The sequence below is a fragment of the Streptomyces sp. NPDC090025 genome, assembly GCF_044748125.1.
In the GTDB taxonomy this organism is placed as follows: Bacteria; Actinomycetota; Actinomycetes; order Streptomycetales; family Streptomycetaceae; genus Streptomyces.
Window position 1 is genome coordinate 276,705 of the sequence record NZ_JBIVFL010000002.1, and the last position, 25,109, is coordinate 301,813.

Annotated in this window: 22 protein-coding genes, 1 pseudogene and 1 CRISPR repeat array (1 of these 24 only partly in view); of the genes and pseudogenes, 18 read left to right on the forward strand and 5 right to left on the reverse strand. The window is 70.5% G+C overall.

The features are described 5' to 3' along the window. Nucleotides 1-61: 61 nt before the first annotated feature. The 3 genes from ACIPXM_RS07190 (at nucleotide 62) to ACIPXM_RS07200 (ending at nucleotide 3,078) form a co-directional block, all read left to right on the forward strand. Nucleotides 62-1,624 carry an MFS transporter gene (locus tag ACIPXM_RS07190; RefSeq protein ID WP_401652889.1) on the forward strand — a complete coding sequence of 521 codons (1,563 nt, stop codon included), beginning with the start codon at nucleotides 62-64 and terminating at the stop codon, nucleotides 1,622-1,624. A gap of 137 nt (nucleotides 1,625-1,761) precedes the next feature. Beyond that, nucleotides 1,762-2,061: a hypothetical protein gene (locus ACIPXM_RS07195; RefSeq protein WP_401652891.1), complete on the forward strand. Its 300-nt coding sequence runs from the start codon at nucleotides 1,762-1,764 to the stop codon at nucleotides 2,059-2,061. Between the two features lie 240 nt (nucleotides 2,062-2,301). Then, nucleotides 2,302-3,078, forward strand: a complete 777-nt coding sequence (locus ACIPXM_RS07200; RefSeq protein WP_401652893.1) for a hypothetical protein — start codon at nucleotides 2,302-2,304, stop codon at nucleotides 3,076-3,078. A 134-nt stretch (nucleotides 3,079-3,212) separates the two neighbouring features. On the opposite strand, the gene ACIPXM_RS07205 is transcribed toward ACIPXM_RS07200, so the two are convergent. The 3 genes from ACIPXM_RS07205 to ACIPXM_RS07215 form a co-directional block, all read right to left on the reverse strand. Then, nucleotides 3,213-4,742, reverse strand: a complete 1,530-nt coding sequence (locus ACIPXM_RS07205) for a helix-turn-helix domain-containing protein (RefSeq protein ID WP_401652894.1) — start codon at nucleotides 4,740-4,742, stop codon at nucleotides 3,213-3,215. Between the two features lie 50 nt (nucleotides 4,743-4,792). After that, entirely contained in the window at nucleotides 4,793-5,149 is a 357-nt protein-coding gene (locus tag ACIPXM_RS07210) for a VOC family protein (protein ID WP_401652895.1), read from the reverse strand. Nucleotides 5,150-5,300: 151 nt separating this feature from the next. Continuing rightward, nucleotides 5,301-5,930 carry a sigma-70 family RNA polymerase sigma factor gene (locus ACIPXM_RS07215; protein ID WP_401652897.1) on the reverse strand — a complete coding sequence of 210 codons (630 nt, stop codon included), beginning with the start codon at nucleotides 5,928-5,930 and terminating at the stop codon, nucleotides 5,301-5,303. A gap of 78 nt (nucleotides 5,931-6,008) precedes the next feature. Here ACIPXM_RS07215 and ACIPXM_RS07220 point away from each other — a divergent pair, with 78 nt between their 5' ends. The 7 genes from ACIPXM_RS07220 (at nucleotide 6,009) to acnA (ending at nucleotide 13,903) form a co-directional block, all read left to right on the forward strand. Next, a complete protein-coding gene (locus tag ACIPXM_RS07220; protein WP_401652898.1) occupies nucleotides 6,009-6,860 on the forward strand; it encodes an alpha/beta fold hydrolase in 852 nt (283 codons plus the stop codon). Between the two features lie 149 nt (nucleotides 6,861-7,009). Then, nucleotides 7,010-7,273 carry a hypothetical protein gene (locus tag ACIPXM_RS07225; protein ID WP_401652900.1) on the forward strand — a complete coding sequence of 88 codons (264 nt, stop codon included), beginning with the start codon at nucleotides 7,010-7,012 and terminating at the stop codon, nucleotides 7,271-7,273. Then, on the forward strand, nucleotides 7,270-7,911 hold the full coding sequence (locus ACIPXM_RS07230; protein WP_401652902.1) for an RNA polymerase sigma factor: 642 nt from the start codon (nucleotides 7,270-7,272) through the stop codon (nucleotides 7,909-7,911). Before ACIPXM_RS07225 ends, ACIPXM_RS07230 begins: the two co-directional genes overlap by 4 nt. Beyond that, nucleotides 7,908-9,008, forward strand: coding sequence for a hypothetical protein (locus ACIPXM_RS07235; protein ID WP_401652904.1), 1,101 nt, complete (start codon nucleotides 7,908-7,910; stop codon nucleotides 9,006-9,008). Before ACIPXM_RS07230 ends, ACIPXM_RS07235 begins: the two co-directional genes overlap by 4 nt. Nucleotides 9,009-9,044: 36 nt before the next feature. Beyond that, nucleotides 9,045-9,446, forward strand: a complete 402-nt coding sequence (locus ACIPXM_RS07240) for a hypothetical protein (RefSeq protein ID WP_401652905.1) — start codon at nucleotides 9,045-9,047, stop codon at nucleotides 9,444-9,446. A gap of 4 nt (nucleotides 9,447-9,450) precedes the next feature. Further along, the gene (locus tag ACIPXM_RS07245; protein WP_401653661.1) at nucleotides 9,451-9,996 is read left to right on the forward strand and encodes an NUDIX hydrolase; all 546 of its coding nucleotides are present in this window, start codon (nucleotides 9,451-9,453) and stop codon (nucleotides 9,994-9,996) included. Between the two features lie 1,192 nt (nucleotides 9,997-11,188). Continuing rightward, complete coding sequence (acnA, locus tag ACIPXM_RS07250; protein ID WP_401652907.1) at nucleotides 11,189-13,903, forward strand: aconitate hydratase AcnA; 2,715 nt, start codon at nucleotides 11,189-11,191, stop codon at nucleotides 13,901-13,903. Nucleotides 13,904-13,964: 61 nt separating this feature from the next. Here acnA and ACIPXM_RS07255 read toward each other — a convergent pair whose 3' ends face one another. Continuing rightward, the gene (locus ACIPXM_RS07255) at nucleotides 13,965-14,129 is read right to left on the reverse strand and encodes a hypothetical protein (RefSeq protein ID WP_401653714.1); all 165 of its coding nucleotides are present in this window, start codon (nucleotides 14,127-14,129) and stop codon (nucleotides 13,965-13,967) included. Between ACIPXM_RS07255 and ACIPXM_RS07260 the strand changes: the two are divergent. From ACIPXM_RS07260 to casB, 3 genes and pseudogenes are all read left to right on the forward strand, one after another. Further along, a pseudogene (locus ACIPXM_RS07260) lies at nucleotides 14,052-14,287 on the forward strand (IS5/IS1182 family transposase); the annotation flags it as partial. The gene ACIPXM_RS07255 and the pseudogene ACIPXM_RS07260 overlap by 78 nt on opposite strands. A gap of 759 nt (nucleotides 14,288-15,046) precedes the next feature. Further along, complete coding sequence (gene casA, locus ACIPXM_RS07265; protein WP_401652909.1) at nucleotides 15,047-19,669, forward strand: type I-E CRISPR-associated protein Cse1/CasA; 4,623 nt, start codon at nucleotides 15,047-15,049, stop codon at nucleotides 19,667-19,669. A gap of 58 nt (nucleotides 19,670-19,727) precedes the next feature. Beyond that, entirely contained in the window at nucleotides 19,728-20,489 is a 762-nt protein-coding gene (gene casB, locus ACIPXM_RS07270; protein ID WP_401652911.1) for a type I-E CRISPR-associated protein Cse2/CasB, read from the forward strand. Here casB and ACIPXM_RS07275 read toward each other — a convergent pair. Continuing rightward, nucleotides 20,471-20,638 (reverse strand): hypothetical protein, encoded by a 168-nt coding sequence (locus ACIPXM_RS07275; protein WP_401652913.1) that lies wholly within the window; start codon nucleotides 20,636-20,638, stop codon nucleotides 20,471-20,473. The genes casB and ACIPXM_RS07275 overlap by 19 nt on opposite strands. On the opposite strand from ACIPXM_RS07275, the gene cas7e reads away from it, so the two are divergent. The 5 genes from cas7e to cas2e are packed head-to-tail and all read left to right on the forward strand — an operon-like array spanning nucleotide 20,637 to nucleotide 24,623. After that, nucleotides 20,637-21,863 (forward strand): type I-E CRISPR-associated protein Cas7/Cse4/CasC, encoded by a 1,227-nt coding sequence (gene cas7e, locus ACIPXM_RS07280; protein ID WP_401652915.1) that lies wholly within the window; start codon nucleotides 20,637-20,639, stop codon nucleotides 21,861-21,863. The genes ACIPXM_RS07275 and cas7e overlap by 2 nt on opposite strands. Next, a complete protein-coding gene (gene cas5e, locus ACIPXM_RS07285) occupies nucleotides 21,860-22,603 on the forward strand; it encodes a type I-E CRISPR-associated protein Cas5/CasD (protein ID WP_401652917.1) in 744 nt (247 codons plus the stop codon). The genes cas7e and cas5e overlap by 4 nt, the downstream gene beginning before the upstream one ends. After that, entirely contained in the window at nucleotides 22,594-23,310 is a 717-nt protein-coding gene (gene cas6e / locus ACIPXM_RS07290) for a type I-E CRISPR-associated protein Cas6/Cse3/CasE (protein ID WP_401652918.1), read from the forward strand. The genes cas5e and cas6e overlap by 10 nt, the downstream gene beginning before the upstream one ends. A 3-nt stretch (nucleotides 23,311-23,313) precedes the next feature. Next, nucleotides 23,314-24,264: a type I-E CRISPR-associated endonuclease Cas1e gene (cas1e, locus tag ACIPXM_RS07295; protein ID WP_401652920.1), complete on the forward strand. Its 951-nt coding sequence runs from the start codon at nucleotides 23,314-23,316 to the stop codon at nucleotides 24,262-24,264. Then, nucleotides 24,261-24,623, forward strand: a complete 363-nt coding sequence (gene cas2e / locus ACIPXM_RS07300) for a type I-E CRISPR-associated endoribonuclease Cas2e (protein ID WP_401652922.1) — start codon at nucleotides 24,261-24,263, stop codon at nucleotides 24,621-24,623. The genes cas1e and cas2e overlap by 4 nt, the downstream gene beginning before the upstream one ends. A gap of 156 nt (nucleotides 24,624-24,779) precedes the next feature. Continuing rightward, a CRISPR array of direct repeats spans nucleotides 24,780-25,109; the repeat unit is 29 nt; unit sequence GTGATCCCCGCGCACGCGGGGTTGGTCCC; it runs 127 nt beyond the window's last position.

Below are 25,109 nucleotides of genomic sequence, written 5' to 3' on the forward strand. Positions count from 1 at the left end.
CTTAGGGTCGAAAGGTGGACTGACCGGCCCACGGCTCCCTCAGGTGAGGGCGCGATGCGCCATGACTACCCCCAAGCCGACCACCTCGCAGACGACCGCGGCCCCGAAGAAGCCGGGCGGCGGCGACGGCAAGGGCATCGCCCTGTTCGTGATCGCCTCCTGTCAGCTGATGGTGGTCCTCGACATCACCATCGTGAACATCGCGCTCCCGCACATCCAGAGCGCCCTCGGCTTCTCCACCACCAGCCTGTCCTGGGTGGTCAACGCCTACACGCTGACCTTCGGGGGTCTGCTGCTGCTCGGCGGCCGCGCCGGTGACATCCTCGGCCGCCGCCGGGTCTTCATCTTCGGCGTGCTGCTCTTCGGCCTCGCCTCGCTGCTCGGCGGATTCGCCCAGGAGTCCTGGCAGTTGCTCGCCGCCCGCGCGCTCCAGGGCGTCGGCGGCGCGATCTCCTCGCCGACCTCGCTGTCCCTGATCACCACGACCTTCGACGAGGGCCCCGAACGCAACCGCGCCTTCGGCGTGTTCGCGGGCGTCTCGGCGGGCGGCGGCGCGATCGGCCTGCTGGCCGGCGGTCTGCTGGTCGAATGGCTCAACTGGCGCTGGGTGTTCTTCGTGAACGTCCCGATCGCCCTGCTGATCGCCTTCCTCACGCCACGCCATGTGAAGGAGTCCGAGCGCCATCCCGGCCACTTCGACCTGCTCGGCGCGCTCACCTCCACCCTCGGCATGGTGGCCCTGGTGTACGGGTTCATCCGCGCCGCCCAGGAGGGCTGGAGCGACAAGCTCACCGTGGGCTCGTTCGTGGCGGCGGTGGTGCTGCTCGTGGCGTTCGTGTTCGTGGAGCGCGGTTCCCGGCAGCCGATCACGCCGTTGCACATGTTCGCCGACCGCAACAGGGCGGGCACGTACGGGGTGATGCTCTGCCTGGCAGCGGCCATCTTCGGGATGTTCTTCTTCCTGACCCTGTTCGTCCAGGACGTCCTGGGCTTCAGCCCGCTCCAGGCCGGTCTGGCGTTCCTGCCGGTCAGCGCGGTGATCGCGGTGCTCGCCGGGGTCACCTCACAGCTCCTGCCACGCTACGGGCCGAAACCCTTCATGGTGATCGGCTCGCTGTGTCTGGCGGCCGGACTGTCCTGGCTGACCCTGACGGATGTGGACTCCACCTATGTGGGCAGCATCCTCGGACCGATGCTGGTGCTCAGCGCGGGCATGGGCATGATGTTCGTGTCGCTGACCCTGATGGCCCTCTCCGGCGTCGAGTCCCGCGAGGCGGGCGCCGCGTCCGGCCTGCTCAACGCGATGCAGCAGGTGGGCGGTTCGCTCGGCCTCTCCATCCTGGTCACCGTCTTCGGCACGGCCAGCCGCAACGAGGCGAAGGACCAGGTCCCGGCCTTCCTCAGCCAGGCGGGCCCCCTCCAGAAGGCCGAGTTCGCCAAGACCGGCCAGCTCCCCAAACCCTGGTCCGACCAGGTCCTGACCAGCGGAGTCACCTCCGGCTTCGTGGTCGCGGCGGCGTTCGCGATCGTCTCGGCGCTGATCGCCATCCTGGCCATCAAGGTCCGCCCCTCGGACATGGAACGCCTCAAGGGCGGCGCGATGCTCCCGGGCGGCGGCGCCTGACCCTGCCGGTACGGCTCCGGTGTCCCGGCTTCGCCGGTCGCGAGGAGCGCGACAGACCGGCGGCTAGTGTGTCGAGGGGCTGAGGGGCCGAGGGGCCGAGGGGTATCGATCGTGGGGGATCAGTGGGTCGCAGCAGCATGCCGATAGAGAACCGTGGCGACACCGAGCTCTGTCTCTTCATCGAGCCGTACTGCGACGACTACTGGATGAAACCAGGGGAGGCGCTCACGGTCCGTTCTGAGGCGGAAGGGGTCGACGTCTGGTTCGACACCTCTGTCTCGAAGGGCTGCGTCACCGTGTGGCTGTATGAGGACGGGGACCCGTCCAAGCTCGTTCTCGACTACGCGGTCGTCGATGCGAACGGCACGCGGCTGGATTCCGGGCATCAGCGGCCCCTCGGCCAGCGCTGGTCGGCCGTGGGCCCGATCATCGACTGACCTGCTCTGACGCCACGCCCACGAACACGTGTGCCCCGGCCGCCCCTTCATGGGAGGGGACCGCCGGAGTTTCACCCGTCGGAGTGAAGGGCGAAGCGTGTTCCCCGACCCCGGACGCTCGTTCATCCGACTGTCGGGTCTCCCCACCGGAGCCCCGCCGGTCCTCGCCTCGAGAGCGCTGAGAGCGCCAAGAGAGTCGAGAGCCGAGTGCCGGAGAGCGTCGAGAGTCAGGGAGCAGTCATGGGCAGGACGAAGCTCAACAAGCCGCGCCGACCGCGTGCCCCGCGTGGCACGGAGTACAGCCTTCAGGAGCTCCGGCCGCCGGGGGAGCTGTACGACGAGTGGTTCAGGATCGCCCAGACCGGCAGGGAGTGGAAGCCATCCGCCGACCCTCGGCTCGGCCCCGATGCACGTCTCCTGCTCGACCGGTTCGGTCCGCTCGGCCGGCGCTACGGCGGCAATGTCCCCCTGGCCGCCGTGGTCCTGGACCAGATGATCGACGCGGACCGTCTCGTGCTCAGCCGGGACGGCGGACCGCCGCAGCGGGTCCCGCTCGACGCCCCCAACCCGTGGGTGCCCACCGGAGCCGCCTCGGACATGGTCCGTGACGCGCTGCACGAGCTGCACGCCGCGGGCATGTTGCTCGTCGTCGGCTCCGGGGACGGTGACGACGCGTGGGCGTCGGCGTGCGTCCGCTTCGTGGCCAGGAAGCCCGAGCGACCCGGTGAGCCCTGGGTGTTCGCGGGCGCCCCGGAAGCGGCGGAGATTCCCTCCGTGTGTCTGCCCCAGCAGGCCGCCGAGGAGCTCCCGCCCGACATCCTGAACGCCGTGGCCTTCCTCCGCTCCTGCGCCGCGAACGGCGAGGTGCCCGACCCACGGGAGTACGGCCGGCACGTGGACGTGCGGGGCCCCGAGCACGCGCGCGAACTCTTCGCGGCGGCCGAGGCCACCGGCTGGGTCGATCACAAGGGCTGCGCCGCCTGCCCGGCGGGACATCTGTGCACCCGCGACGACTAGCCGCGGGCCGGGTTCGCTCCCGAACCATCCTGAAACCACCCTGAGATGGCCGGTGGTTCGGGAGCGGACCCTGCGTACAGAGGCTGTGGCGGCCGTGGAGGCCGTGGCGGTCGTGACGGCCGGAGCGGTGTTGCTCAGATGTCGCGGAAGATCTCGATCTGCGCGCCCACCGAGTTCAGCCGCTCCGCCAGTTCCTCGTAGCCGCGGTTGATCACGTACACGTTGCGCAGCACCGAGGTGCCCTCGGCCGCCATCATCGCGAGGAGGACGACCACCGCCGGGCGCAGGGCCGGCGGGCACATCATCTCGGCGGCGCGCCAGCGGGTGGGGCCCTCGACCAGGACGCGGTGGGGGTCCAGGAGCTGGAGGCGGCCGCCGAGGCGGTTGAGGTCGGTGAGGTAGATGGCGCGGTTGTCGTAGACCCAGTCGTGGATCAGGGTCTGGCCCTGCGCCGTGGCCGCGATGGCCGCGAAGAAGGGGACGTTGTCGATGTTGAGGCCGGGGAACGGCATCGGGTGGATCTTGTCGATCGGCGCCTCCAGCTTGGAGGGGCGGACCGTCAGGTCGACCAGGCGGGTGCGGCCGTTGTCGGCCGGGTACTCCGCCGAGCGGTCGTGGTCCAGGCCCATCTCCTCCAGGACCGCGAGCTCGATCTCCATGAACTCGATCGGCACCCGGCGGATCGTCAGCTCCGACTCGGTGACGACGGCCGCGGCGAGCAGGCTCATCGCCTCGACCGGGTCCTCGGAGGGGGAGTAGTCGACGTCGACGTCGATCTCGGGCACCCCGTGCACGGTCAGCGTGGTGGTGCCGATGCCCTCGACCCGTACGCCCAGCGCCTCCAGGAAGAAGCACAGGTCCTGGACCATGTAGTTCGAGGAGGCGTTGCGGATGACGGTCACGCCGTCGTGACGGGCGGCGGCCAGCAGCGCGTTCTCGGTCACCGTGTCGCCGCGCTCGGTCAGCACGATCGGGCGGTCGGGCGAGACGGACCGCTCGACCTGGGCGTGGTAGAGCCCCTCGGTCGCGGTGATGTCCAGACCGAACCGGCGCAGCGCGATCATGTGCGGCTCGATCGTCCGGGTGCCGAGGTCGCAGCCGCCCGCGTACGGCAGCTTGAAGCGGTCCAGGCGGTGCAGCAGCGGGCCGAGGAACATGATGATCGAGCGGGTGCGGATCGCCGCCTCCGCGTCGATCGCCTCCATCTCCAGCTCGGCGGGCGGCACGATCTCCAGGTCCACGCCCTCGTTGATCCAACGGGTGCGGACACCGATGGAGTTGAGGACCTCCAGGAGCCGGAAGACCTCCTCGATGCGCGCGACCCGGCGCAGCACCGTACGGCCCTTGTTGAGCAGCGACGCGCACAGCAGCGCGACGCAGGCGTTCTTGCTCGTCTTGACGTCGATGGCGCCGGAGAGACGGCGGCGGCCGACGACCCGCAGGTGCATCGGACCGGCGTAACCGAGAGAGACGATCTCGCTGTCGAGGGCTTCGCCGATACGGGCGATCATCTCAAGGCTGATGTTCTGGTTGCCGCGCTCGATGCGGTTCACGGCGCTCTGGCTGGTGCCGAGTGCGTCGGCCAGCTGCGTCTGGGTCCAGCCACGGTGCTGCCGGGCGTCACGGATGAGCTTGCCGATGCGTACGAGGTAGTCGTCTGCCATGGCGTCACGTTATCTCAGATATGAGATGCCGCTCGCGCTGGGGTGCGCCATCAGGGTGACAGATCGTGGGCGACGGGGTGACGCGGCTGGTAGAGCGGCAGTTCGGTGCCGCTCGGCAGGCGTACGGCCCCGACCAGGCCCCAGCCCTGGTCCGTGACGGGTCGTGAGACCTCGGCCCCGCGGTCCTCCAGGGCGGTCAGCGTCACCGCGATGTCGTCGCACATGAGATAGATCTCGTGCTTCGGCGTGTCGTCGGTGGGATGCACCGCGATCTCGGCGGGCGGCAGCTTGAAGATGAGCCAGCCGCGCCCCGCGTCCACGTGGGCGAAGCCGAGCACGTCCTTGAGGAACGCGCGGTCGGCCTCCGCGTCGTGGGTGTAGAGGATCACATGTGCGCCGCTGAACATGTCTCAATAGTCCGGTCAAGTCCCGAATGCGGCAATCCGTGACGGCCGGGTGGGGGGTGTCCGGGGGGCGCCCGGGGGGAGGAGTCCCTCGGTCCTCACTCCCCGGTCCTCGGTTCTCAGCCCTCAGCCCTCGGTCCTCGCTCCCCGGTCCTCACTCCTCCCGGAGGCGCACCCGCTGGATCTGGCAGGCCAGCTTCCGCCGGGACTCCGGCGCGCGCGACGGATCGGCGGCGTGCGGACCGGTCCGCGTGTCGAGGGCGCGGGCGATCGTGTCGTACGCCGTCCGGAAACCGCCCGGCAGCCGGGCGCCGTGCTCCCGCAGATCCCGCTCGACCAGGCGCCGCAGCGCGTCCACGTTCTGCTCGGTGAACCGCTTGCGGCCGCGCGCGAGCGCGAGCGCCGGCCGGGCGCACTCGGCGTGTTCGCCCCGCTCGGCCAGCTGGTCGGCGAGTTCCTCGGCGAGGCCGAGGAGGCGCCCCTCCAGCCAGGGCGGGTCCTGTCCGTCGAGCGTGGCCGCGTCCGGCGCCGGCGCCGTCTGCCCGGCCAACTGCCTGGCCAGCTGCTTGGACACGGCCGGCTGGCTCATCCCGGCGACCCGGGCGAGCCGCTCCTGGGTCCAGCCCGCAGCGGCGAAGAAGTGCACCATCTCGGCGCGGAGCCCGCGCATCTCCTCGCCCGCCCGGATGACCTCGTTCATCCCGGCGAACATCCGCTCGACCTGGGCGTCGGTCATGCCGGTGGGTAGGTCGGCGGTCGCGGTGGGGGGCTCCTCGCTCGTCATGCCTCAGTTATACAACCCCGTTATGGAGGACATGGAGCACTCCTCGACAGCCCCATAACCCCGTTATATAACTAGGTTATGACCTCTGCCCCGGACGCGCTCCTCGCCCACCGCTTCCTCCCTCCCCATGCCGGATCCGGCGACGGCGCCACAATGTTCTGCCTCCCCGGCGGCCCCGCCGACTCCCGCTACCTCGGCGACCTCGGCGGACTAGCCGCCCACCGCACCCTCCTCCTCCCCGACCTGCGCGGCACCGGCCGCACCCCCGCGCCCGCCGACCCGGCCCGCTACCGCTGCGACCGCCAGGTCGACGACATCGAGGCCCTCCGCGCCCACCTCGGCCTCGACCGGATCGCCCTGCTCGGCCACTCCGCCGGGGCGAACCTGGCCCTCCAGTACGCGGCCCGCCACCCGCGGCGGGTCGACCGGCTGATCCTGATCACCCCCGGACTGCGCGCGGCCGGGATCGACATCGCCGTCGAGACCCGGCTCGCCCTCGCCCGCCGCCGCGCCCACGAACCCTGGTTCCCGGCCGCCTTCGCCGCCCTGACCGCCGTCAACGACGGCTCGGGCGCCGACTGGGACGCCGTCGCCCCCTTCTTCCACGGCCGCTGGGACGAGGCCGCCCGCCGCCACCACACCGCGAGCGCACCGGAGAACCCCGAGGCCGTCGCCGGGTTCGGCGCCGACGACACCTTCGCCCCGGCCGCCGTCGAGGCCACCCGCGCAGCCCTCACCCGGCTCACCGCCCCCACCCTGCTGCTCGCGGGCGAGTTCGACCTCAACAGCCCGCCCAGCGCCGTCGCCGCCCTGGCCCCGCTCCTCCCGAACGCCACGCTCCGGGTGCGGCCGGGTGCGGGCCACTACCCCTGGCTGGACGACCCGGCGGGGTTCGTCGCGACGGTGCGGGAGTTCCTGGACGAGCGGTGAGCGGTCGTCCCCGGAGCGGTGGCGCGGAAGAAGGGTGCGGAAGAAAAAGTCTCGTGCGGGTTCACGTTCGCCGTGCGGCCCGCCTCTCATAGGTGAGCGCCTCCGATCGGCGGAGGTACCGAGGAGAGGGGGGAGCGGGGGTGGACCAGATGACCTTGATCACCACCGTGGTGGGCGTGGTCGTCGCGAAGGCGGCCGGGGTGCTGGCCTTGTGGCTCCGGCACCGAGGCCGCGTCCAGCAGGAGAAGGCGCAACGGCAGTACGTGCTCGGCCTCGCGGCCGCCGCGCCGGAGGGCGCCGAGCTGGAGCTCGACGACCAGCGAGGGGACGGCCGACTGAGGCTGAGGATCAGCCGAGGGTCGGGCGGCACCCTGGGCGAAGGGCAAGGCCCGGGCGAGGAGTCGGTCGCGTGAACGAGGCCAGTGGGGTGGACGACGCCGAGCGGCGGCCGGCGGTCCTGCCGTCCACCGCCAGGAGCTCCCCCGGCCTCGCGGGTTCCGCTGACCTGCCGACCCAGGACCCCGAGCGTCCGGCGGAGGCCGTCACCGTTGCCGCCACCGATCTCGATGCCGACGCCGAGTTCGCCGCCTTCTACCGCGCCATGATCAAACCCCTGGTCGGATTCCTCGTCCGCCAGGGCGCGAGCCTCCCGCTGGCCGCGGACATCGCCCAGGAGACCATGCTCAGCGCCCACCGCAGATGGGCCGACCTGCGCGCGCCGAAGGCATGGGTGCACACCGTCGCCTCACGCGAACTCGGCCGCGTGTTGTACGGCACCAAGGAGGAGCCGGTCGCGGAACTCCCCGCGCCGACCGCGCTCCTGGCCCACCCCGACCTGGCATCGGCGTGGGAGGCCCAGGACCTCGCCCTGCGCGTGCTCGCGGCCCTGCCGCCGCGCCAGCGTCAGGTGCTCGCCTGGACGCTCGCCGGGTTCAGGCCCGTGGAGATCGCCGAACAGCTCGAACTGTCGGCGGAGACGGTACGGGGAAACCTGCGCAAGGCACGCCTCGCGGCGGCGGCCTTTCTGACAGCAGAGGAGCGGGACCAGTGACGGACGAGCCCGACTTCTTGAGCCTGTTCGGTCCCTTCCGCGGCGACGCGCTGGACGCGGCGCTGGACGCGGCGCTGGACGCGGTCCTCGACGTGGAGGCGGGGCTGCGGGAGATCGCGGCCGAGAGCGAGCACGCGGCATCGGTGGACCGGCTTGGTCAGGTCCTGGACGTGGAGGGCGGATTGGCGGCGATCGTGCCCGACCACGTCGTTCCCGTGCGCGGAACCGGGACCACGAGTCGCCTGGACGAGGATCCGGCGGTGCCACTCGATCCGGGTGCACGCTTTGCGCTGCGTGCCGACCAGCGAGTCGCGGCAGCGTGCGGGCGGGCGGATCACGTGAGCCGGGTCCTGCGTGATCTGTACGAGTACGACTCGGTCGAGGACGCCTATGAGGCCCTCCGTCGTGAGGCTGTCGCTACGGTTGTCGTGACTCTGGAGGAGCTGCGGTTGGACCTGAACGCGCTCCACCTGGATATCTGGCTGCAGCAGGAGGCCGTGGGCGCCGCAGGCGACCGCAGCGCCATGACCGTGCTGGAGAGGGTGATCCGTCGGGTGGCAAGGATGAAGCACCTGGCTGCCCGCACCCCTGGTGAACGCGTTTTCGGCTTGCTCGGCACCATGACGAGGGCGGTGGAGGAACTCGGGTCCGTCGCGAAGTCCCAGGAGATCGCCGAGTTCTGCGACCGGACAAGCGCGTTCCTGATCGACCTCGGCGTCGTCATCACTGCATTCACGACGAATCGCTCGGCGACGGGTTCCGCGCACGCGGGACAGGTCGGTCGGCATCTGCTCGCGGTCCAGGTCTCGGCGCTCGGGCGCGCTGCCGCACGGGCCCTCGGGCGGAACCCGGCCACCCTCGATCCCGAGGAAGCGCACCGCCTCCTCACCGACTTCACCGAGGCCGACCTTCGCGCTGTCGACCTCCGGGGGATCGACCTCACCGGCGTGCACTGGTCGGTGCACGGCACGCGCTGGCCGGTGTCCGTCGACGTGGACGCGATCCGTGCGCAGTCCGAGGAGTCCCCGTACGGCAGCGGAGTCTGGGTCGTCGTCGACGGTTTCAGGAAGGTCAGGGACAGCCCAGGGATCGGCTAGGCCGCATTGTCAGTGCTCACTGGCAGCATCGGAGACATGACACCGCTGCTTCTCTCCGACATCGAACGAGCCGTTCGCGGCAGTTGGAGTGCCGAGACCTGCACTCCCGAGTTCCGCTCGCGCTGGACCCCGGACAACCCGGCCCGGGACCAGTGCGGGGTGACCGCCATGGTGGTCAACGACCTGCTGGGCGGCGAGCTGATCCGAGGAGAGGTGCACGTCGGCGGGGAGCGGGTCGACTACCACTGGTGGAATCGCCTCGGCATGGGCATAGAGATCGACCTCACCCGGGAGCAGTTCGGCCCGGAGGAGACCGTCGTCGGCGGCAGCGTCGTCCCCCGCCCGCCGGTGACCGAGTGGCGCAGGCTCGTGGCGGAGTACGAGCTGCTCCGCGACCGGGTCATGCGGGAGCTCCATGAGCGCGAGCGGGTCCGGTAGCGCCATGGGCGACGGGCACGCGCCTCCCCAGGCCGATGACACACATGACGGCCTTGCCGAACTCGTCGAGCGTGTGGACGAGTCGGACCGCGTCATCGGCGTCGTCGGCCGGGCCGAGGCCGTGCGGCGCGGCTGGCCGCACCGGGTCGCCGTCGTGGTGTGCCGGGACCGGGACGGCCGGATCCTGGTGCAGCGCCGCGCCCTGGGCGTCGCCCGGTTCCCCGGGTACGAGGAAGTGGGCTCCGGCGGCGCCGTGGCCCCGGGGGAGTCGTACGAGGAGGCCGCCTCGCGCGAGCTGGCGGAGGAGCTGGGGGTGCGGGCCCCGGTGCGCCTCGTCGTGAAGTTCCTCAGCCACGGCGGGCTCAGCCCGCACTGGCTGGCCGTCCACGAGGCCGTCCTGGCGGACGACACTCCGCGTCCCGACCCGGACGAGGTGATGTCGTACCGCTGGCTGCCGGTGCCCGACCTGCTCCGGGCGGTCCGCGAGGACCGCTTCACCCCGGACAGCGAGGAGACCCTGGGCCGGTACCTGGCCGCCACGCGGAGGTGACGACGACGATGACGGTGCCGCTCACTCCTCGACGGGGAGCTCCGGCCGGGCCCAGGGGAGGGGTCGCTGCTGGTCGCGACGGCCAGGGTGCGGCCCGTCGGCGAGAATCCGGCGGCCCGGGTCCCCGCGAGCGGGCCGAGGTCGGGGCAGGCGAGGTCCGGACCGGCGTCGGGGGTGCGGGTGGCGGGGGCGGGGTCCCGGCCGCTGTCCGGGGGGACGCCGAAGCCGACGCCGAGCAGACCTCCGACGGGGATCCCGGGGTTCAGCCCCTCTGCGGGCCCGTACGGGAACAGATCCTGGCCGGGCGCTACACGGGACGCTGCCCGAGCTGGAGCTCCTGGCCCGCGCGCTGCGGGCCTCAGGCGTCGACGCGACCGCCTCGCGGTCGGCGCACCGGGCCTGACCGCCGCGCTCACCGCGCCGCGCACCACCCCTCAGCGCCGCCCCCGGCCCGCTCGCCGCACAGGCGGAACCACCCCACCCCTCGCGGAACACTCCGATCCGAGCACGCCCGACGCCTGTCCTGTGTCACTGAAGGTTGAGCGCGTGTCATCGAACCTTGAGCGACGCTCGACGTGTGACACGGCAGCGGAGGTGGGCATAGCCTCAGCGCATGGATGACGTCCTCCCGCTGTTGGCGATCTTCGGTGGCTTGGGTGCAGTCCTTGCTTCCCTCGTGTGGCTTGCGCGCCACGTTCGTCGCCGGGGCACAGCCGGTGCGGGGGTCGCCGCGGCACTGGCTTCGTGGGAAGAGGCGTATCGCGTAACCGCTCACGAGGCCCACTGGGAAATCAGGGCACAGGCGGAGCGCCAGTCGTCCGTTCTGTCCCCTGATGGCCACTGGCCCCCGGCCGGCGAGAGGAATCCCCGGCCGCCCGTGTCACGGATCCGCCGAGACGGCACGAGCCTCCGCCGTCTGAGGCGCCTGTGGAGGCAGTGGGGCTGATCGCCTCAGGCGCTCAAGGTTCGATGGCACGCGCTCAACCTTCAGTGACACGGGACAACGCCTGCCGGGCATGACCGACCGCCGGTGATGTACTAGAGTTATCTCGACATCGAGATATCTGCCGAGGCGCACCGCTGCCGCCACCCCCGGTAAGGGTTACCTAACTTAGCCTTACCTTAGCGGATCGACGACGAGTACGTGGCGGCAGGATGTGGTGGAACGCGCACATATATGAAGGAGACTGTCGTGTCGGCGAACAGCTTCGACGCCCGCGCCACGCTGCGCGTGGGTGACGAGTCGTACGAGATCTTCAAGCTGGACAAGGTCGAGGGCTCCGCCCGGCTGCCTTACAGCCTGAAGGTTCTCCTGGAGAACCTGCTCCGCACCGAGGACGGCGCGAACATCACCGCCGACCACATCCGGGCGCTCGGCGACTGGGACTCCCAGGCCCAGCCGAGCCAGGAGATCCAGTTCACGCCGGCGCGCGTGATCATGCAGGACTTCACCGGCGTGCCCTGCGTCGTCGACCTCGCCACCATGCGTGAGGCCGTCGCCGCCCTCGGCGGTGACCCGGCGAAGATCAACCCGCTCTCCCCGGCCGAGATGGTCATCGACCACTCCGTCATCGCCGACAAGTTCGGCACCAACGACGCCTTCGCGCAGAACGTCGAGCTCGAGTACGGCCGCAACAAGGAGCGCTACCAGTTCCTGCGCTGGGGCCAGACCGCCTTCGACGACTTCAAGGTCGTCCCGCCGGGCACCGGCATCGTCCACCAGGTGAACATCGAGCACCTGGCCCGTACGGTCATGGTCCGCAACGGCCAGGCGTACCCCGACACCCTCGTCGGCACCGACTCGCACACCACCATGGTCAACGGCCTCGGCGTGCTGGGCTGGGGCGTCGGCGGCATCGAGGCCGAGGCCGCGATGCTCGGCCAGCCGGTCTCCATGCTGATCCCGCGCGTCGTCGGCTTCAAGCTGACCGGCGAGCTGCCGGCCGGCACCACCGCCACCGACCTGGTGCTCACCATCACCGAGATGCTGCGCAAGCACGGCGTCGTCGGCAAGTTCGTCGAGTTCTACGGTGAGGGCGTCGCCGCCACCTCCCTCGCGAACCGCGCCACCATCGGCAACATGTCGCCCGAGTTCGGCTCCACCGCCGCGGTCTTCCCGATCGACGGCGAGACCCTGAACTACCTCAAGCTCACCGGCCGCTCCGAGCAGCAGGTCGCGCTCGTCGAGGCGTACGCCAAGGAGCAGGGCCTCTGGCTGGACCCGGCGGCCGAGCCCGACTTCTCCGAGAAGCTCGAGCTCGACCTCTCCACCGTCGTCCCGTCGATCGCCGGCCCGAAGCGCCCGCAGGACCGCATCGTCCTCGCGAACGCCGCCGAGCAGTTCAAGAGCGACGTCCTCAACTACGTCGCCACCGCCGACGAGGCCGGCCAGGAGTCCTTCCCGGCGTCCGACGCCCCGGCCGCCACCAACGGCGTCCCGTCCAACCCGGTCCAGGTCACCGCCCCCGACGGCACGACCTACACGATCGACCACGGCGCCGTCACCGTCGCCGCTATCACCTCCTGCACCAACACCTCGAACCCGTACGTCATGGTCGCCGCCGCGCTCGTCGCGAAGAAGGCCGTGGAGAAGGGCCTGACCCGCAAGCCGTGGGTCAAGACCACCCTCGCCCCGGGCTCGAAGGTCGTCACCGACTACTTCGACAAGGCGGGCCTGACCCCGTACCTCGACAAGGTCGGCTTCAACCTCGTCGGCTACGGCTGCACCACCTGCATCGGCAACTCCGGCCCGCTGCCGGAGGAGGTCTCCAAGGCCGTCAACGAGCACGACCTCGCGGTCACCTCGGTCCTCTCCGGCAACCGGAACTTCGAGGGCCGGATCAACCCCGACGTCAAGATGAACTACCTGGCCTCCCCGCCGCTGGTCGTCGCGTACGCCATCGCGGGCTCCATGAAGGTGGACATCACCAAGGACGCGCTCGGCACCGACACCGAGGGCAACCCGGTCTACCTGACGGACATCTGGCCGTCCGAGGCCGAGGTCAACGACGTCGTCGCCAACGCCATCGGCGAGGACATGTTCAACAAGTCCTACCAGGACGTGTTCGCGGGCGACGCCCAGTGGCAGGCGCTCTCGATCCCGACCGGCAACACCTTCGAGTGGGACGCCGAGTCCACCTACGTGCGCAAGCCCCCGTACTTCGAGGGCATGACGATGGAGACCACCCCGGTCACCGACATCGCCGGCGCCCGGGTGCTCGCCAAGCTCGGCGACTCGGTCACCACCGACCACATCTCCCCGGCCGGTGCGATCAAGGCCGACACCCCGGCCGGCAAGTACCTCACCGAGCACGGTGTGGAGCGTCGTGACTTCAACTCCTACGGCTCGCGCCGAGGCAACCACGAGGTCATGATCCGCGGCACCTTCGCCAACATCCGCCTGCGCAACCAGATCGCGCCGGGCACCGAGGGCGGCTTCACCCGCGACTTCACCCAGGCCGACGCGCCGGTGTCGTTCATCTACGACGCCTCGCAGAACTACCAGGCCGCCGGCACCCCGCTGGTCATCCTGGGCGGCAAGGAGTACGGCTCCGGCTCGTCCCGCGACTGGGCGGCCAAGGGCACCGCGCTCCTCGGCGTCAAGGCCGTCATCACCGAGTCGTACGAGCGCATCCACCGCTCGAACCTCATCGGCATGGGCGTCCTCCCGCTCCAGTTCCCGGCCGGCCAGTCGGCCGACTCGCTCGGCCTGACCGGCGAGGAGACCTTCTCCATCGCCGGCATCACCGAGCTGAACGAGGGCACCACCCCGAGCACGGTCAAGGTCACCACCGACACCGGTGTCGAGTTCGACGCGGTCGTCCGCATCGACACCCCCGGTGAGGCGGACTACTACCGCAACGGCGGCATCATGCAGTACGTGCTGCGCAACCTGATCCGCGGCTAGCAAGCCGACGTGAGGGCCCGTCCCCCCAGGGGGACGGGCCCTCACGCATGCGCCGGGAAGGTCAGCCCAGCAGCTCGACCTCCGCCAGCTCGCCGCCCGTGCCCGAGGGCACCAGCCGGTGCTTCGCGTGGGCCGGCTTCTGGTCCGCCTGCACACCGCACTGCTGACCGAACTGCGACGCGCGGACCTGCTGGACCTGGACGACTGCGCCGTGGATGGCTCGCATGTCCGGGCTCTCAAAGGGGGAGCCATGCCTGCCCCTCGCCTGTCGACCGCGCCCGCCCTGGCTCCAAGTGCCATGTGATCGTGGACCGTTGTGGCACCCCGCGCGTCGTGACGCTCACCGGAGGCAACCGCCGCACCCGTACGAGCCACGCCCCGATCTCCACCAGGGACTACCTGGCCCCGCCTGCAGCACATCATCTGCCTCCGGCGCCTTCGAATGTCGTTCTGAAACGATCACACCTGTGGGGCGTGCACCCTCCGCGTAGCCGTGGACGGGCGCACAGAGGAGACCGTCCCCGCCACTGCGGGGCTGACCCTCACGGACTTCTGGGGTGCGCGCTCGGGTGTGTGTTGCTCACTGCGCCCGCGGGGGCTGGATTGATCTTCAGTCTGCGCGGCCGGTCGGCGATCGCTCCCAGTCCTCAACCATGAACTTCTCGGCTGCGTAAGGTCAATTACCTGAGGAGCATGGCCCCTTGAGGGAATGAAAGCCGGTTGATCTGGCGTCAGCAACCCTGCGGATGCGCTACGTTACTTGTGGTGACGCGGCAGTCCCCGGCTCAGGGGAGATCACTCGGCCCCTCGCGCGGGTGAACTCTGCCCTCCTGCCGTCCTCGTCGGTGCACACCTCTCAGGAGAACAGCGTGGCGAACAGCCGCGGCGAACTGCCAGGCCGCGGCGGCAATTTGCGTGGACATTGCCTCCGCCCGGCCCTCCCGGGAGCGTGACGCCCACGTACCGGTGGCCTGCGCGAGCGACAGGGAGACCGGCGCCCAGCGGCCACCAGGTGGTTCACACCAGCCCCGGTCCGAACCCCCTCGTGGAACACGCTGTCCCCATGTCGGCACTCGACGGCCGGCGACCTGGTCTCTCCACCGACCCTTTCGGAACACCACAGCCCGGCGGGGGTATGCAGCCATGCCGCATTCAGTACCGAGTTCGAACGATCCCGACTCCGGGTCACCCTTCGATCTCCTTTCCCCCGCCGCCAGACGGGCCTGGGGAAAGCACGACAGACGGACCGAAGAGTGGCTCCCCCTATGGCGCCATATGGCGGACAGCGCCTCTGTGGCAGGGGTGTTGTGGGGTGAATGGGTACCCAACCGTGTGAAGACACTCGTCGCCGAAGCGCTGCCCGGGGGCGCCGACGACGCACGTCGCCTGCTGGTCTTCCTCGCCGCCACCCACGACATCGGCAAGGCGACACCGGCCTTCGCCTGCCAGGTGGAGGGTCTGGCGGATCGTATGCGGTCGGCCGGGCTGGAAATGCCGTATCAGAAGCAGTTCGGCACCGACCGGCGCATGGCTCCGCACGGGCTGGCGAGTCAACTCCTGCTCCAGGAGTGGCTTTCCGAGCGGTTCGGACTGGCCGACCGCTTCTCCGGGCAGTTCGCCGTGGTGGCCGGTGGTCATCACGGCACGCCGCCGGACCACCAGCAGATCCACGATCTCCGGCTCCGCCCCCGGCTGCTCCGGACCCCGGGTGCGAGCGAGGACACATGGCGTTCTGTGCAATACGAGTTGATGGACGCCTGCGCACAAGTCGCCGGGCTCACAGACCGGTTCGCGCACTGGTCGTCGGTGCGGCTGCCGCAGACGGTGCAGGTGGTGCTGACCGGCCTGGTCATCGTCTCCGACTGGATCGCGAGTTCAACGGAGTTGTTTCCGTACGACCCCTCGTCCTGGTCGCCACGGGGCCCGGAGGGAGAGGCCCGGCGCCTGTCGGCGGCGTGGGCCGGGCTCGACCTGCCCGGGCCTTGGACGGCGGCGGAACCGGAGGGTACAGCGGCCGAGTTGTTCCGGGAACGCTTCGCACTGCCGGACGGTGCGGTGATCCGGCCGGTGCAGGAGGAGGCGGTACGGATGGCCCGGGCGATGCCCGCGGCCGGGCTGCTGATCATCGAGGCGCCGATGGGCGAGGGCAAGACGGAGGCGGCCTTCGCGGCGGCGGAGATCCTTGCCGCCAGGACCGGGGCCGGTGGCTGTCTGGTGGCGCTGCCGACCCGGGCCACGGGAGACGCGATGTTCCCGCGTCTGCTGAGCTGGCTTGACCACCTTCCCCAGGACGGCCCGCGCTCCGTCGTACTGGCACACGCGAAGTCGGCGCTCAATGAGGTCTGGTCAGGGCTGATGCGTGCCGGGGACCGTACGATCGCCGCCGTCGAGCCGGACCGTACGGATGCCGTGCCCCATCCAGGGGCGGCCGCCCGCTCCGGCCCTTCGGGACTCCACGCGCACCAGTGGCTACGGGGGCGGAAGAAGGCTCTGCTCTCGTCATTCGCGGTGGGGACGATCGACCAGGTGCTCTTCGCCGGGCTCAAGAGCCGGCATCTGGCGCTGCGGCATCTGGCGGTCGCGGGCAAGGTCGTCATCATCGACGAGGTCCACGCCTACGACGCCTATATGAACGCCTACCTGGACCGGGTGCTGGAATGGCTGGCGGCGTACGGAGTACCGGTGGTGCTGCTGTCGGCGACGCTTCCCGCGGGCCGGAGAAGGGAGCTCGCGGCAGCCTACGCGGGAGAGGAAGCGGGGCACCCGGGGGGCGTCACGGACGTACCGGAGGACGCGTACCCGCTGCTCACCGCCGTGGCTCCCGGGGCGGCGGTGACGACCGCGTGCCCGGACCCGGCCACGGGCCGCCGCACCGAGGTGCTGCTGGAGAGAGTGGACGACGATCTGTCGATCCTTGTCCGGCGGCTGGCGGACGAACTGCGGGACGGCGGCTGCGCACTGGTCGTACGGAACACCGTCGACCGGGTGCTGGAAGCCGCGGAACGGCTGAGGCTGCACTTCGGCACCGACGCCGTGACCGTGGCGCACTCCCGGTTCCTCGCGGCCGACCGGGCGGGCAAGGACGCCGAGTTGCGTGAGCGTTTCGGTCCGTACGGGGAGCGTCCCACCGGGCCGCACATCGTCGTGGCCAGTCAAGTGGTCGAGCAGTCGCTCGACATCGACTTCGATCTGCTCGTCACCGATCTGGCGCCGGTGGACCTGATGCTCCAGCGCATGGGGCGGCTGCACCGCCATCCACGCTCCCGTCCGCCCCGGCTGGTCCGGGCCCGGTGTCTGGTCACCGGCGCCGACTGGCGGGCCGACCCTCCCGAGCCCGTGCGCGGCTCGCTCGGCGTCTACCGGGGGCCGCACACGCTGCTGCGGGCGCTCGCGGTCCTCGGCCCGCATCTGGACGGGGCTCCGCTCGTCCTGCCCGACCACATCAGCCCGCTGGTCCAGTCCGCCTACGGGGACGGTCCGGTCGGCCCCGGCCACTGGGCTTCCACGCTGGCCGAGAACCGTCGCGCGTACCTCAACGGCCTCGCCACGAAACGGGAGAACGCCGATGTCTTCCGTCTGGGACCCGTCCGCCGGGCCGGACGCCCGGTGATCGGCTGGCTCGACGCGAACGCGGGCGACGCGGACGACACCCGCGAGGGGCGCGCTCAGGTACGCGACAGTGAGGAGAGCCTGGAGGTGCTGGTCATCCAGCGCCGCCGGGACGGCCGGCTGACCACCGTCGACTGGCTCGACGGCGGAAGGGGCGGACTGGACCTGCCCGAGCACGCGCCTCCGACGCGCTGGGCCGCCGAGGCCGTCGCCGCGAGCGCCCTGACACTGCCCTGGCAGTTCTCCAAGCCGTGGGCGATCGACCGGACCATCGCCGAGCTGGAGCGATTCGCCGTTCCGGCCTGGCAGGTCAAGGAATGCCCTTGGCTGGCAGGGGAGTTGGTTCTCGTCCTGAACGAGGATTGTCAGACCCGTCTGACAGGCTTCGACCTCCGATACAGCCGTGCCGACGGACTTCGGGTGACACCCGTCGGCGCACTGGAAGCAAAGGTGCCTGATCCCGTGCCGAACTCATTCGACCTGGTCTCCCGGCCGTGGCTGCCGGTCCAGCGCCTCGACGGCACGATGACGGAACTCTCGCTGCTGGAGGTCTTCGCACACGCCCGTGATCTACGGCGTCTCGTGGGTGATCTGCCCACACAGGAGTTCGCGCTGCTCCGGCTGCTGCTGGCGATCCTCCACGACGCGGTGGAAGGACCCGCGGAGATGGAGGACTGGGAGGAGCTGTGGCATGCGGCGGACCCCTTCTCCACCGTGCCCGGGTATCTCGCCCGGCATCAGGGCCGGTTCGATCTGCTCCACGCGGAGCGCCCCTTCTTCCAGACGGCGGGCCTGCACACGGAGAAGAACGAGGTCGCCTCACTGAACCGGATCGTCGCCGACGTTCCGAACGGGGACCCCTTCTTCGCCATGCGCCGGCCTGGTGCGGACCGGCTCTCTCTCGCCGAGGCCGCCCGGTGGCTGGTGCACACACACGCCTTCGACCCGTCGGGGATCAAGTCCGGTATGGCCGGTGACGACCGGACCACGGGTGGCAGGGTCTATCCCGAGGGCACGGGCTGGGCGGGCAACCTCGGTGGTGTCTTCGCCGAGGGAGAGTCCCTGCACGAGACCCTGCTGCTGAATCTGATCCCCACGGACGAGGACCTGCTCACCGTCGACCGGCGCGGGGACATGCCGGTCTGGCGCCGGGAGGAGGCGCCGGGCCCCGGCCGGATCGCCGAGGACCCCGAGGTCCGCCGACCCTCCGGCCCCCGTGATCTCTACACCTGGCAGTCACGGCGTGTCCTCCTGCACACCGATGACGACGCCGACGACGCCGACGGCGCCGGCCTCACCGTCACCGGGGTCGTCCTCGGCTACGGCGACCCGCTCACCCCGCACGACCGGTGGAAGTCGGAGCCCATGTCCGGCTGGCGCCGCAGCGCCCCGCAGGAGAAGAAGCTGGGCCGTCCGCTGGTCTACATGCCGCGGCAGCACGACCCCACCCGCGCCGCGTGGCGGGGCCTCGGCAGCCTGCTGTACGCGCAGCGCTCCCCGTCGGACGGAACAGGACGCGGCACCCCGCGGACGCTGCCTGCGGGAGTGGTGAAGTGGCTCGCCCTGCTCACCACCGAGGGAGTGCTGCCGAAGGGCTCCCTCATCCGGGTACGACTGGTGGGGGCGGTGTACGGGACCCAGCAGTCCGTGGTGGACGAGGTCGTCGACGACGGGGTCACGCTGCCCGTCGTCCTGCTCCACGAGGAGCGGCCGTTCCACGGCGCCGCGGCGGTGGACGCGGTCTCGGACGCGGAGCAGGCGGTGACCGCGCTGGGACACCTCGCGGGCAATCTCGCGCGCGCCGCGGGATCGGACCCGGTCCCGCTGACGGAGATCGCCCGCGACCTGGGCTTCGGGGCGCTGGACGGTCCCTACCGGCAGTGGCTGCGGAACCTCGGCGGGAGCGACGACCCGGTCGCCGACCGTGCCTCATGGCAGGCGACCGTGCGGCGGATCGTCCATCGCCTCGGCCGGCAGCTGCTCGACACCGCGGGTCCGGCCGCTGCGGAAGGGCGAATCATCGATCTCCCGCGTACGGGCAAGCGCTGGGTGGACGACGCCCGCGCGGACCTGTGGTTCCGGACCAGGATCAACAAGATCCTTCCGGTGGGCGATCCGCTGCCGGAAGCCGGTGCTCCTCCGCGACCGCCCACCTGACGAGCCGTTCACTCCCCTGCGAACACCACCCTCACAGCGACGCCACGGAGCACTCCGTATGACCACGATGGAACAAGAGCCCGCACCCCGGCAGCCCGCCGGTCCGTCCCCGGTCCGGCGGCAGCACGGGCCCGGTCCGGCGGGCGTAGCCGCCGCCCGCTGTGTCTCCCGGCTTCAGCGCGGCTACCGCCGGGACAACCCGGCCGCGGTGGCGGACCTCGCCCGGCTGCGGCGCGGTGCCGGGCAGACCGCGCACACGGTGCAGGACCACTGGGGCCTGGGAGGGCTGGAGGAGCTGGGCGACGCCCTCGCGGAAAGCAGCACACGCGTACGCCGGGAACACGCCGAGGAAGCGGTGTACCTGGCGGTGACGCTCTGGGCCCTGCACCAGCAGTCCGTCCGCGACGGCGACATGCACAGCCCCGGGACGACCTTGGGGGGCGCGGTCCGGACGCTCATCCAGAAGAAGACGGACGAGAAGCCCGGCTCCGACGACTCGGAGAACGAACCGCTGCGCAAGCGGCTCGTCCGGGTCGGTACCGCCGACTCCATCGTGTCGGTCGCCGTCCGGCTGCGGGAGATCGTGCTGTTGCTGCGCGGAGGGCAGGTGCCGCTCGACTACGGGCGTCTGGCCGATCAGCTCTGCCGCTGGCAGACGCCGTCGGGACGCGCGGCGGTGCGGCGCGAGTGGGGCCGGGAGTTCCACCTCGCCGCCCCCCGCCGCGGAAGCACGGCGCGGAACGGGGACGACGGGAGCGACGCGATCGACCCGTCCCTGAGCTTCGGCAGCACGGACGAGGACTACGGCCCGGGGGACTGATCACCCCGTGTCCCCGCCATCCCCTTCCCTTCCCTTCCCTTCCCTTCCCTTCCCTTCCCTTCCCTTCCCTTCCCTTCCCTCTCCCTCTCCCTCTCCCCCTCCCGCTTGTCCTTCCCTTCGTCGAGCACACAGAGGAACCGAGCGTTCATGAACCGGACCATCATCGACATCCACGTTCTCCAGACCGTCCCTCCCAGCAACCTCAACCGGGACGACACCGGTACGCCGAAGTCGGCCGTCTACGGCGGCAAGCGCCGGGCCCGGGTCTCCAGCCAGGCGTGGAAGCGCGCCACCCGCACGGCCTTCTCCGAACTGCTCGACCCCTCCGAGCTGGGGGTCCGGACGAAGCGGGTCGTCGAGGTACTGGCGGAGCGGATTTCCGTCCTGGACACCTTGCTCTCCCCGGCAGCGGCCGAGGAACTGGCCGCGGAGACCCTGGCGACCGTGACGGGAGTGAAGCTCACGGTCCCCAAGCGCAGGAAGGGCGGGGGCGGCGACGAGGCCGAATCCGCCCCGGAATCGACCTATCTGATGTTTCTGAGCAGCCGCCAGTTCGACGCGCTGGCCGCTCTCACGGTCGAAGGCGCATCGGACGGCGATCTCAAGACGCTCAAGGAGTTCTTCAAGACCAGGGAGAACAAGGCACGCGCCCGCCGGTCGGTGGACACCGGGCACTCGGTGGACATCGCCCTCTTCGGCCGTATGGTGGCGGACTCGACCGATCTCAACGTCGACGCGGCGGCCCAGGTGGCACATGCCCTGAGTGTGCACGCGGTCGAGGTCGAGTCGGACTACTTCACGGCCGTCGACGATACGAACACGGACGCCGAGATGGGCGCCGGCATGATCGGCACCGTCGACTTCAACTCGTCGACCCTCTACCGCTACGCGGCGGTCGACGCCAACCGGCTCCAGGAGAACCTGGGTGGTCTGAGCGAGGACCGGACACCGTCCGCGGACCCCACCAGGCGGGCGGTGGAGGCCTTCCTCGAAGGATTCATCACCTCGCTCCCCACGGGGAAGATCAACACCTTCGGCAACCACACGTTGCCCGCGGCGGTGATCGTCAAGCTCCGTACCCGGCGCCCGATCAGTTTCGTCGGGGCCTTCGAAGAGCCCGTGGAGACGGCTGAGGAGGGCGGCTTCCTGCGCCCGAGCTGCGAACGGCTCGCCACGTACGTACCCGAACTGGAGAAGGCGTTCGGGCTCACGGACAAGGGAGGGACCTGGGTGCTGCGGGTCGGTCAGGACACCGAAGCTCTCTCCTCCCTGGGCGAAGAACTGGCTCTTCCCGAACTGGTGACGGCCGTGGGAGCGGCGGTGGCCGCCCGGCTGAAGGCCGGGGAGAGCCCTCAGCTGGAGGACGGAGCGTGAGCGTGCTGCTGCTGCGGCTCGCGGGGCCCCTCCAGGCCTGGGGTTCGGCGGCCCGCTTCACCCGCCGCACCACCGAGAACGCGCCCACCAAGAGCGGCGTCCTCGGCCTCCTGGCCGGTGCCCAGGGGCGTTCCCGGGAGGCGGACCTCTCCGATCTCGCCGCGCTGGAGTTCGGTGTACGGATCGATCAGCCCGGCAGCCGGATGCGTGACTTCCAGACCGCGCGCCACGCCGACTCGGGCAAGCGCATGCCGCTCTCCGAACGCTTCTACCTCGCGGACGCGGTCTTCGTCGCGGGTGTCGCAGGCGAGCCCGGACTCGTCCGGGCACTGTACGAGGCGCTGCTGGACCCGGTCTTCCTGCCCTACCTCGGGCGGCGCTCCTGTCCTCCGTCACGGCCGATTCCGATGTCGGAGCCGCTGGGGACGAGCCTCAAGGACGCGTTGGAGAGAGCGGAATGGCAGGCGTCGACGTGGTACCGGAATCAGCTCTCCGGCAGCAGGCGCCCGGACCGGGCTCCGGGCACCGGACCGGAGACGCTGGAGGTTCTGCTCGACTGTCCGGCCGGAGAGACTCCAGATGTCACGTTCCGTGATCTTCCGCTGAGTTTTGATCCCCGCCATCGGCGCTACGGACCGCGCGGTGTGCGCTGGGGCGAGCCGGTACCCGTACAGCCACCGGCCCACGACCCGACCGATGGGCTTCCGCCCGCCGCACCGAGGACCACCCGATGTATCTGACCCGCTTCCGCATCAACACCGCCCGATCCGACGCCCGGCGGCTCCTCGGCTCACCGCATCTCCTGCACGGTGCGGTGAACATGTCCTTCCCGGTGCCTCCACCGCGGGACGGATCGGGCCCCCGGGTGCTCTGGCGAGTGGACCACGACACCCCCACCGAGACCCGGCTGTTCATCGCCAGCCCCACCCGCCCCGACCTGACCCATCTGGTCGAACAGGCGGGCTGGCCCGCCGCCGATGAAGCCGGCTGGGCGACGTTTGAGTACGGGCCGTTCCTCGACGCACTCGCCACGGGGGACACCTGGGGCTTCAGGCTCACGGCGAACCCCGTGCACAACATCCATCACCAGCACAGCGCCGAGGGCGAGGAGACGAAGCGTGCCGCGCACCGGACTCCACGGCATCAGATGCGCTGGCTCATCGAACGCCAGGAGCGGGCGGGGTTCGAGGTGGTACGGAAGCCGGTGGAACGGCAACTCGCGGAACGGGGTGACGAACACGAACTGATCGTCCGCGATCAGCGCGCCCTCCAGTTCCGCAGGTCTCCCGCCAGGTCCGGCCGTGACGACGTACGCATCACCAGGGCCACCTTCGACGGTCGGCTGCGCGTCACGGACCCGGACGTCTTCCGCCGAACACTCACCCACGGTCTGGGCAAGGCCAAGGCGTACGGCTGCGGTCTCATGACGCTCGCCCCGGTGCGGTGAACGATGGGCACCATCGGCCGACGGGGAGCCTCCTCGCCACGCGAACTCGCCAGGATCGGTGATCGCATCTCGTTCGTCTATCTGGAACGCTGCACCGTGCACCGGGAATCCAACGCCATCACGGCGGAGGACGCCGACGGGGTGACGCAGATCCCGTCCGCCACCATCGGCACCCTGCTCCTCGGACCGGGAACGCGAATCACCCACCAGGCCATGTCCGTCCTCGGCGATTCCGGCGCCGGTGTGGCCTGGGTCGGCGAGCACGGGGTGCGCTACTACGCGGGCGGCCGGGCCCTCACCCGCTCCTCCGGCCTGGTCGAAGCACAGGCCACGGCCTGGGCCAACCGGCGGACACGGCTGGATGTGGCGCGGGCCATGTACCGCCTCCGGTTCCCCGACCAGGACCCGGCCGGCCGCACCCGCCAGGAACTCCTCAGCATGGAGGGAGGGCGCGTCAAGACCTGCTACCGCGAGGAATCGGCCCGCACCGGCGTGCCCTGGGTCCGCCGCGAGTTCCACCGCGGCGACTTCTCCGCAGGCGACGCCCCCAACCAGGCCATCACGGCGGCGGCCCAGTGCATGTACGGCATCGCCCACGCCGTCGTCGCGGCGCTCGGCTGCTCACCCGGCCTCGGCTTCGTCCATTCCGGACACGAGCGCTCGTTCGTGCTGGACGTGGCCGACTTCTACCGGACCGAGATCGCCATCCCGGCCGCCTTCGACGCGGCCGTCGAAGGCGAGGAGGACGTCGCGGCCCGCACGCGACGGCTGCTCCGCGACCGCATCAACGAGACGCGCCTGCTGGATCGTTGTGTCCGGGACATCAAGGACCTCCTCGGATTCGACGGCACCCGCGACACGGGCGATGCGGCCGAGGACCGTGTCACCCTCCAGTCCGACGGGGACGTACATGTCGAAAGTGGCCGCAACTATGGCAATGAGATCATCTGGTGACCGTCATCGTTCTCACCAATTGCCCGGTCGGCCTGAGAGGGTTTCTCACCCGCTGGCTTCTGGAGATCTCTCCGGGAGTCTTCCTCGGCTCTCCCTCGGCCCGCATCCGCGAGGCGCTCTGGAACGAGGTCCGTCAATACGCCAACCAAGGCCGTGCTCTGCTCGCTTATCAGACGAACAATGAGCAGGGCTACACCTTCGAAACCCACGATCACGCGTGGCACCCCACCGATCACGAGGGGCTGACGCTGATCCGTCGCCCGAACCCTGCTTCGGACCGCCCGGCACAGCGAACGCCTGAGGTTCCCGGGCAGGGGTGGAGCAAGGCGTCCAAGCGCCGGAGATTCGGAGGCGGGTAGGAGATCGCGCCCTTGGTGAGGTCCGGAGGGGCGGGCATGAGCATGCAGGACAGAGGATCGTCGAGATGCGCTATGCGAGATAAGTGGTCAATGTCGCAATCTTGGGAAGTAAGCAAAAACAGGCACCTGCCCGGATAAAGTCGCTGGTCAGCTCCTGTGATCCCCGCGCACGCGGGGTTGGTCCTTCTCATGCGCTCCGGCACCGCCACCGTGCAGGGTGATCCCCGCGCACGCGGGGTTGGTCCCGGGGTGCCGACCCGCAAGGACGGACCCCCAACGTGATCCCCGCGCACGCGGGGTTGGTCCCCCATTCCTCGGCAGCGGACGTCATGACGTGGCGTGATCCCCGCGCACGCGGGGTTGGTCCCGCGGACCAGCTCGACCCCGACGCCCCGGACACGTGATCCCCGCGCACGCGGGGTTGGTCCCGTGGGCCCTGGCCGACGGACCGGGTTCTTTACGTGATCCCCGCGCACGCGGGGTTGG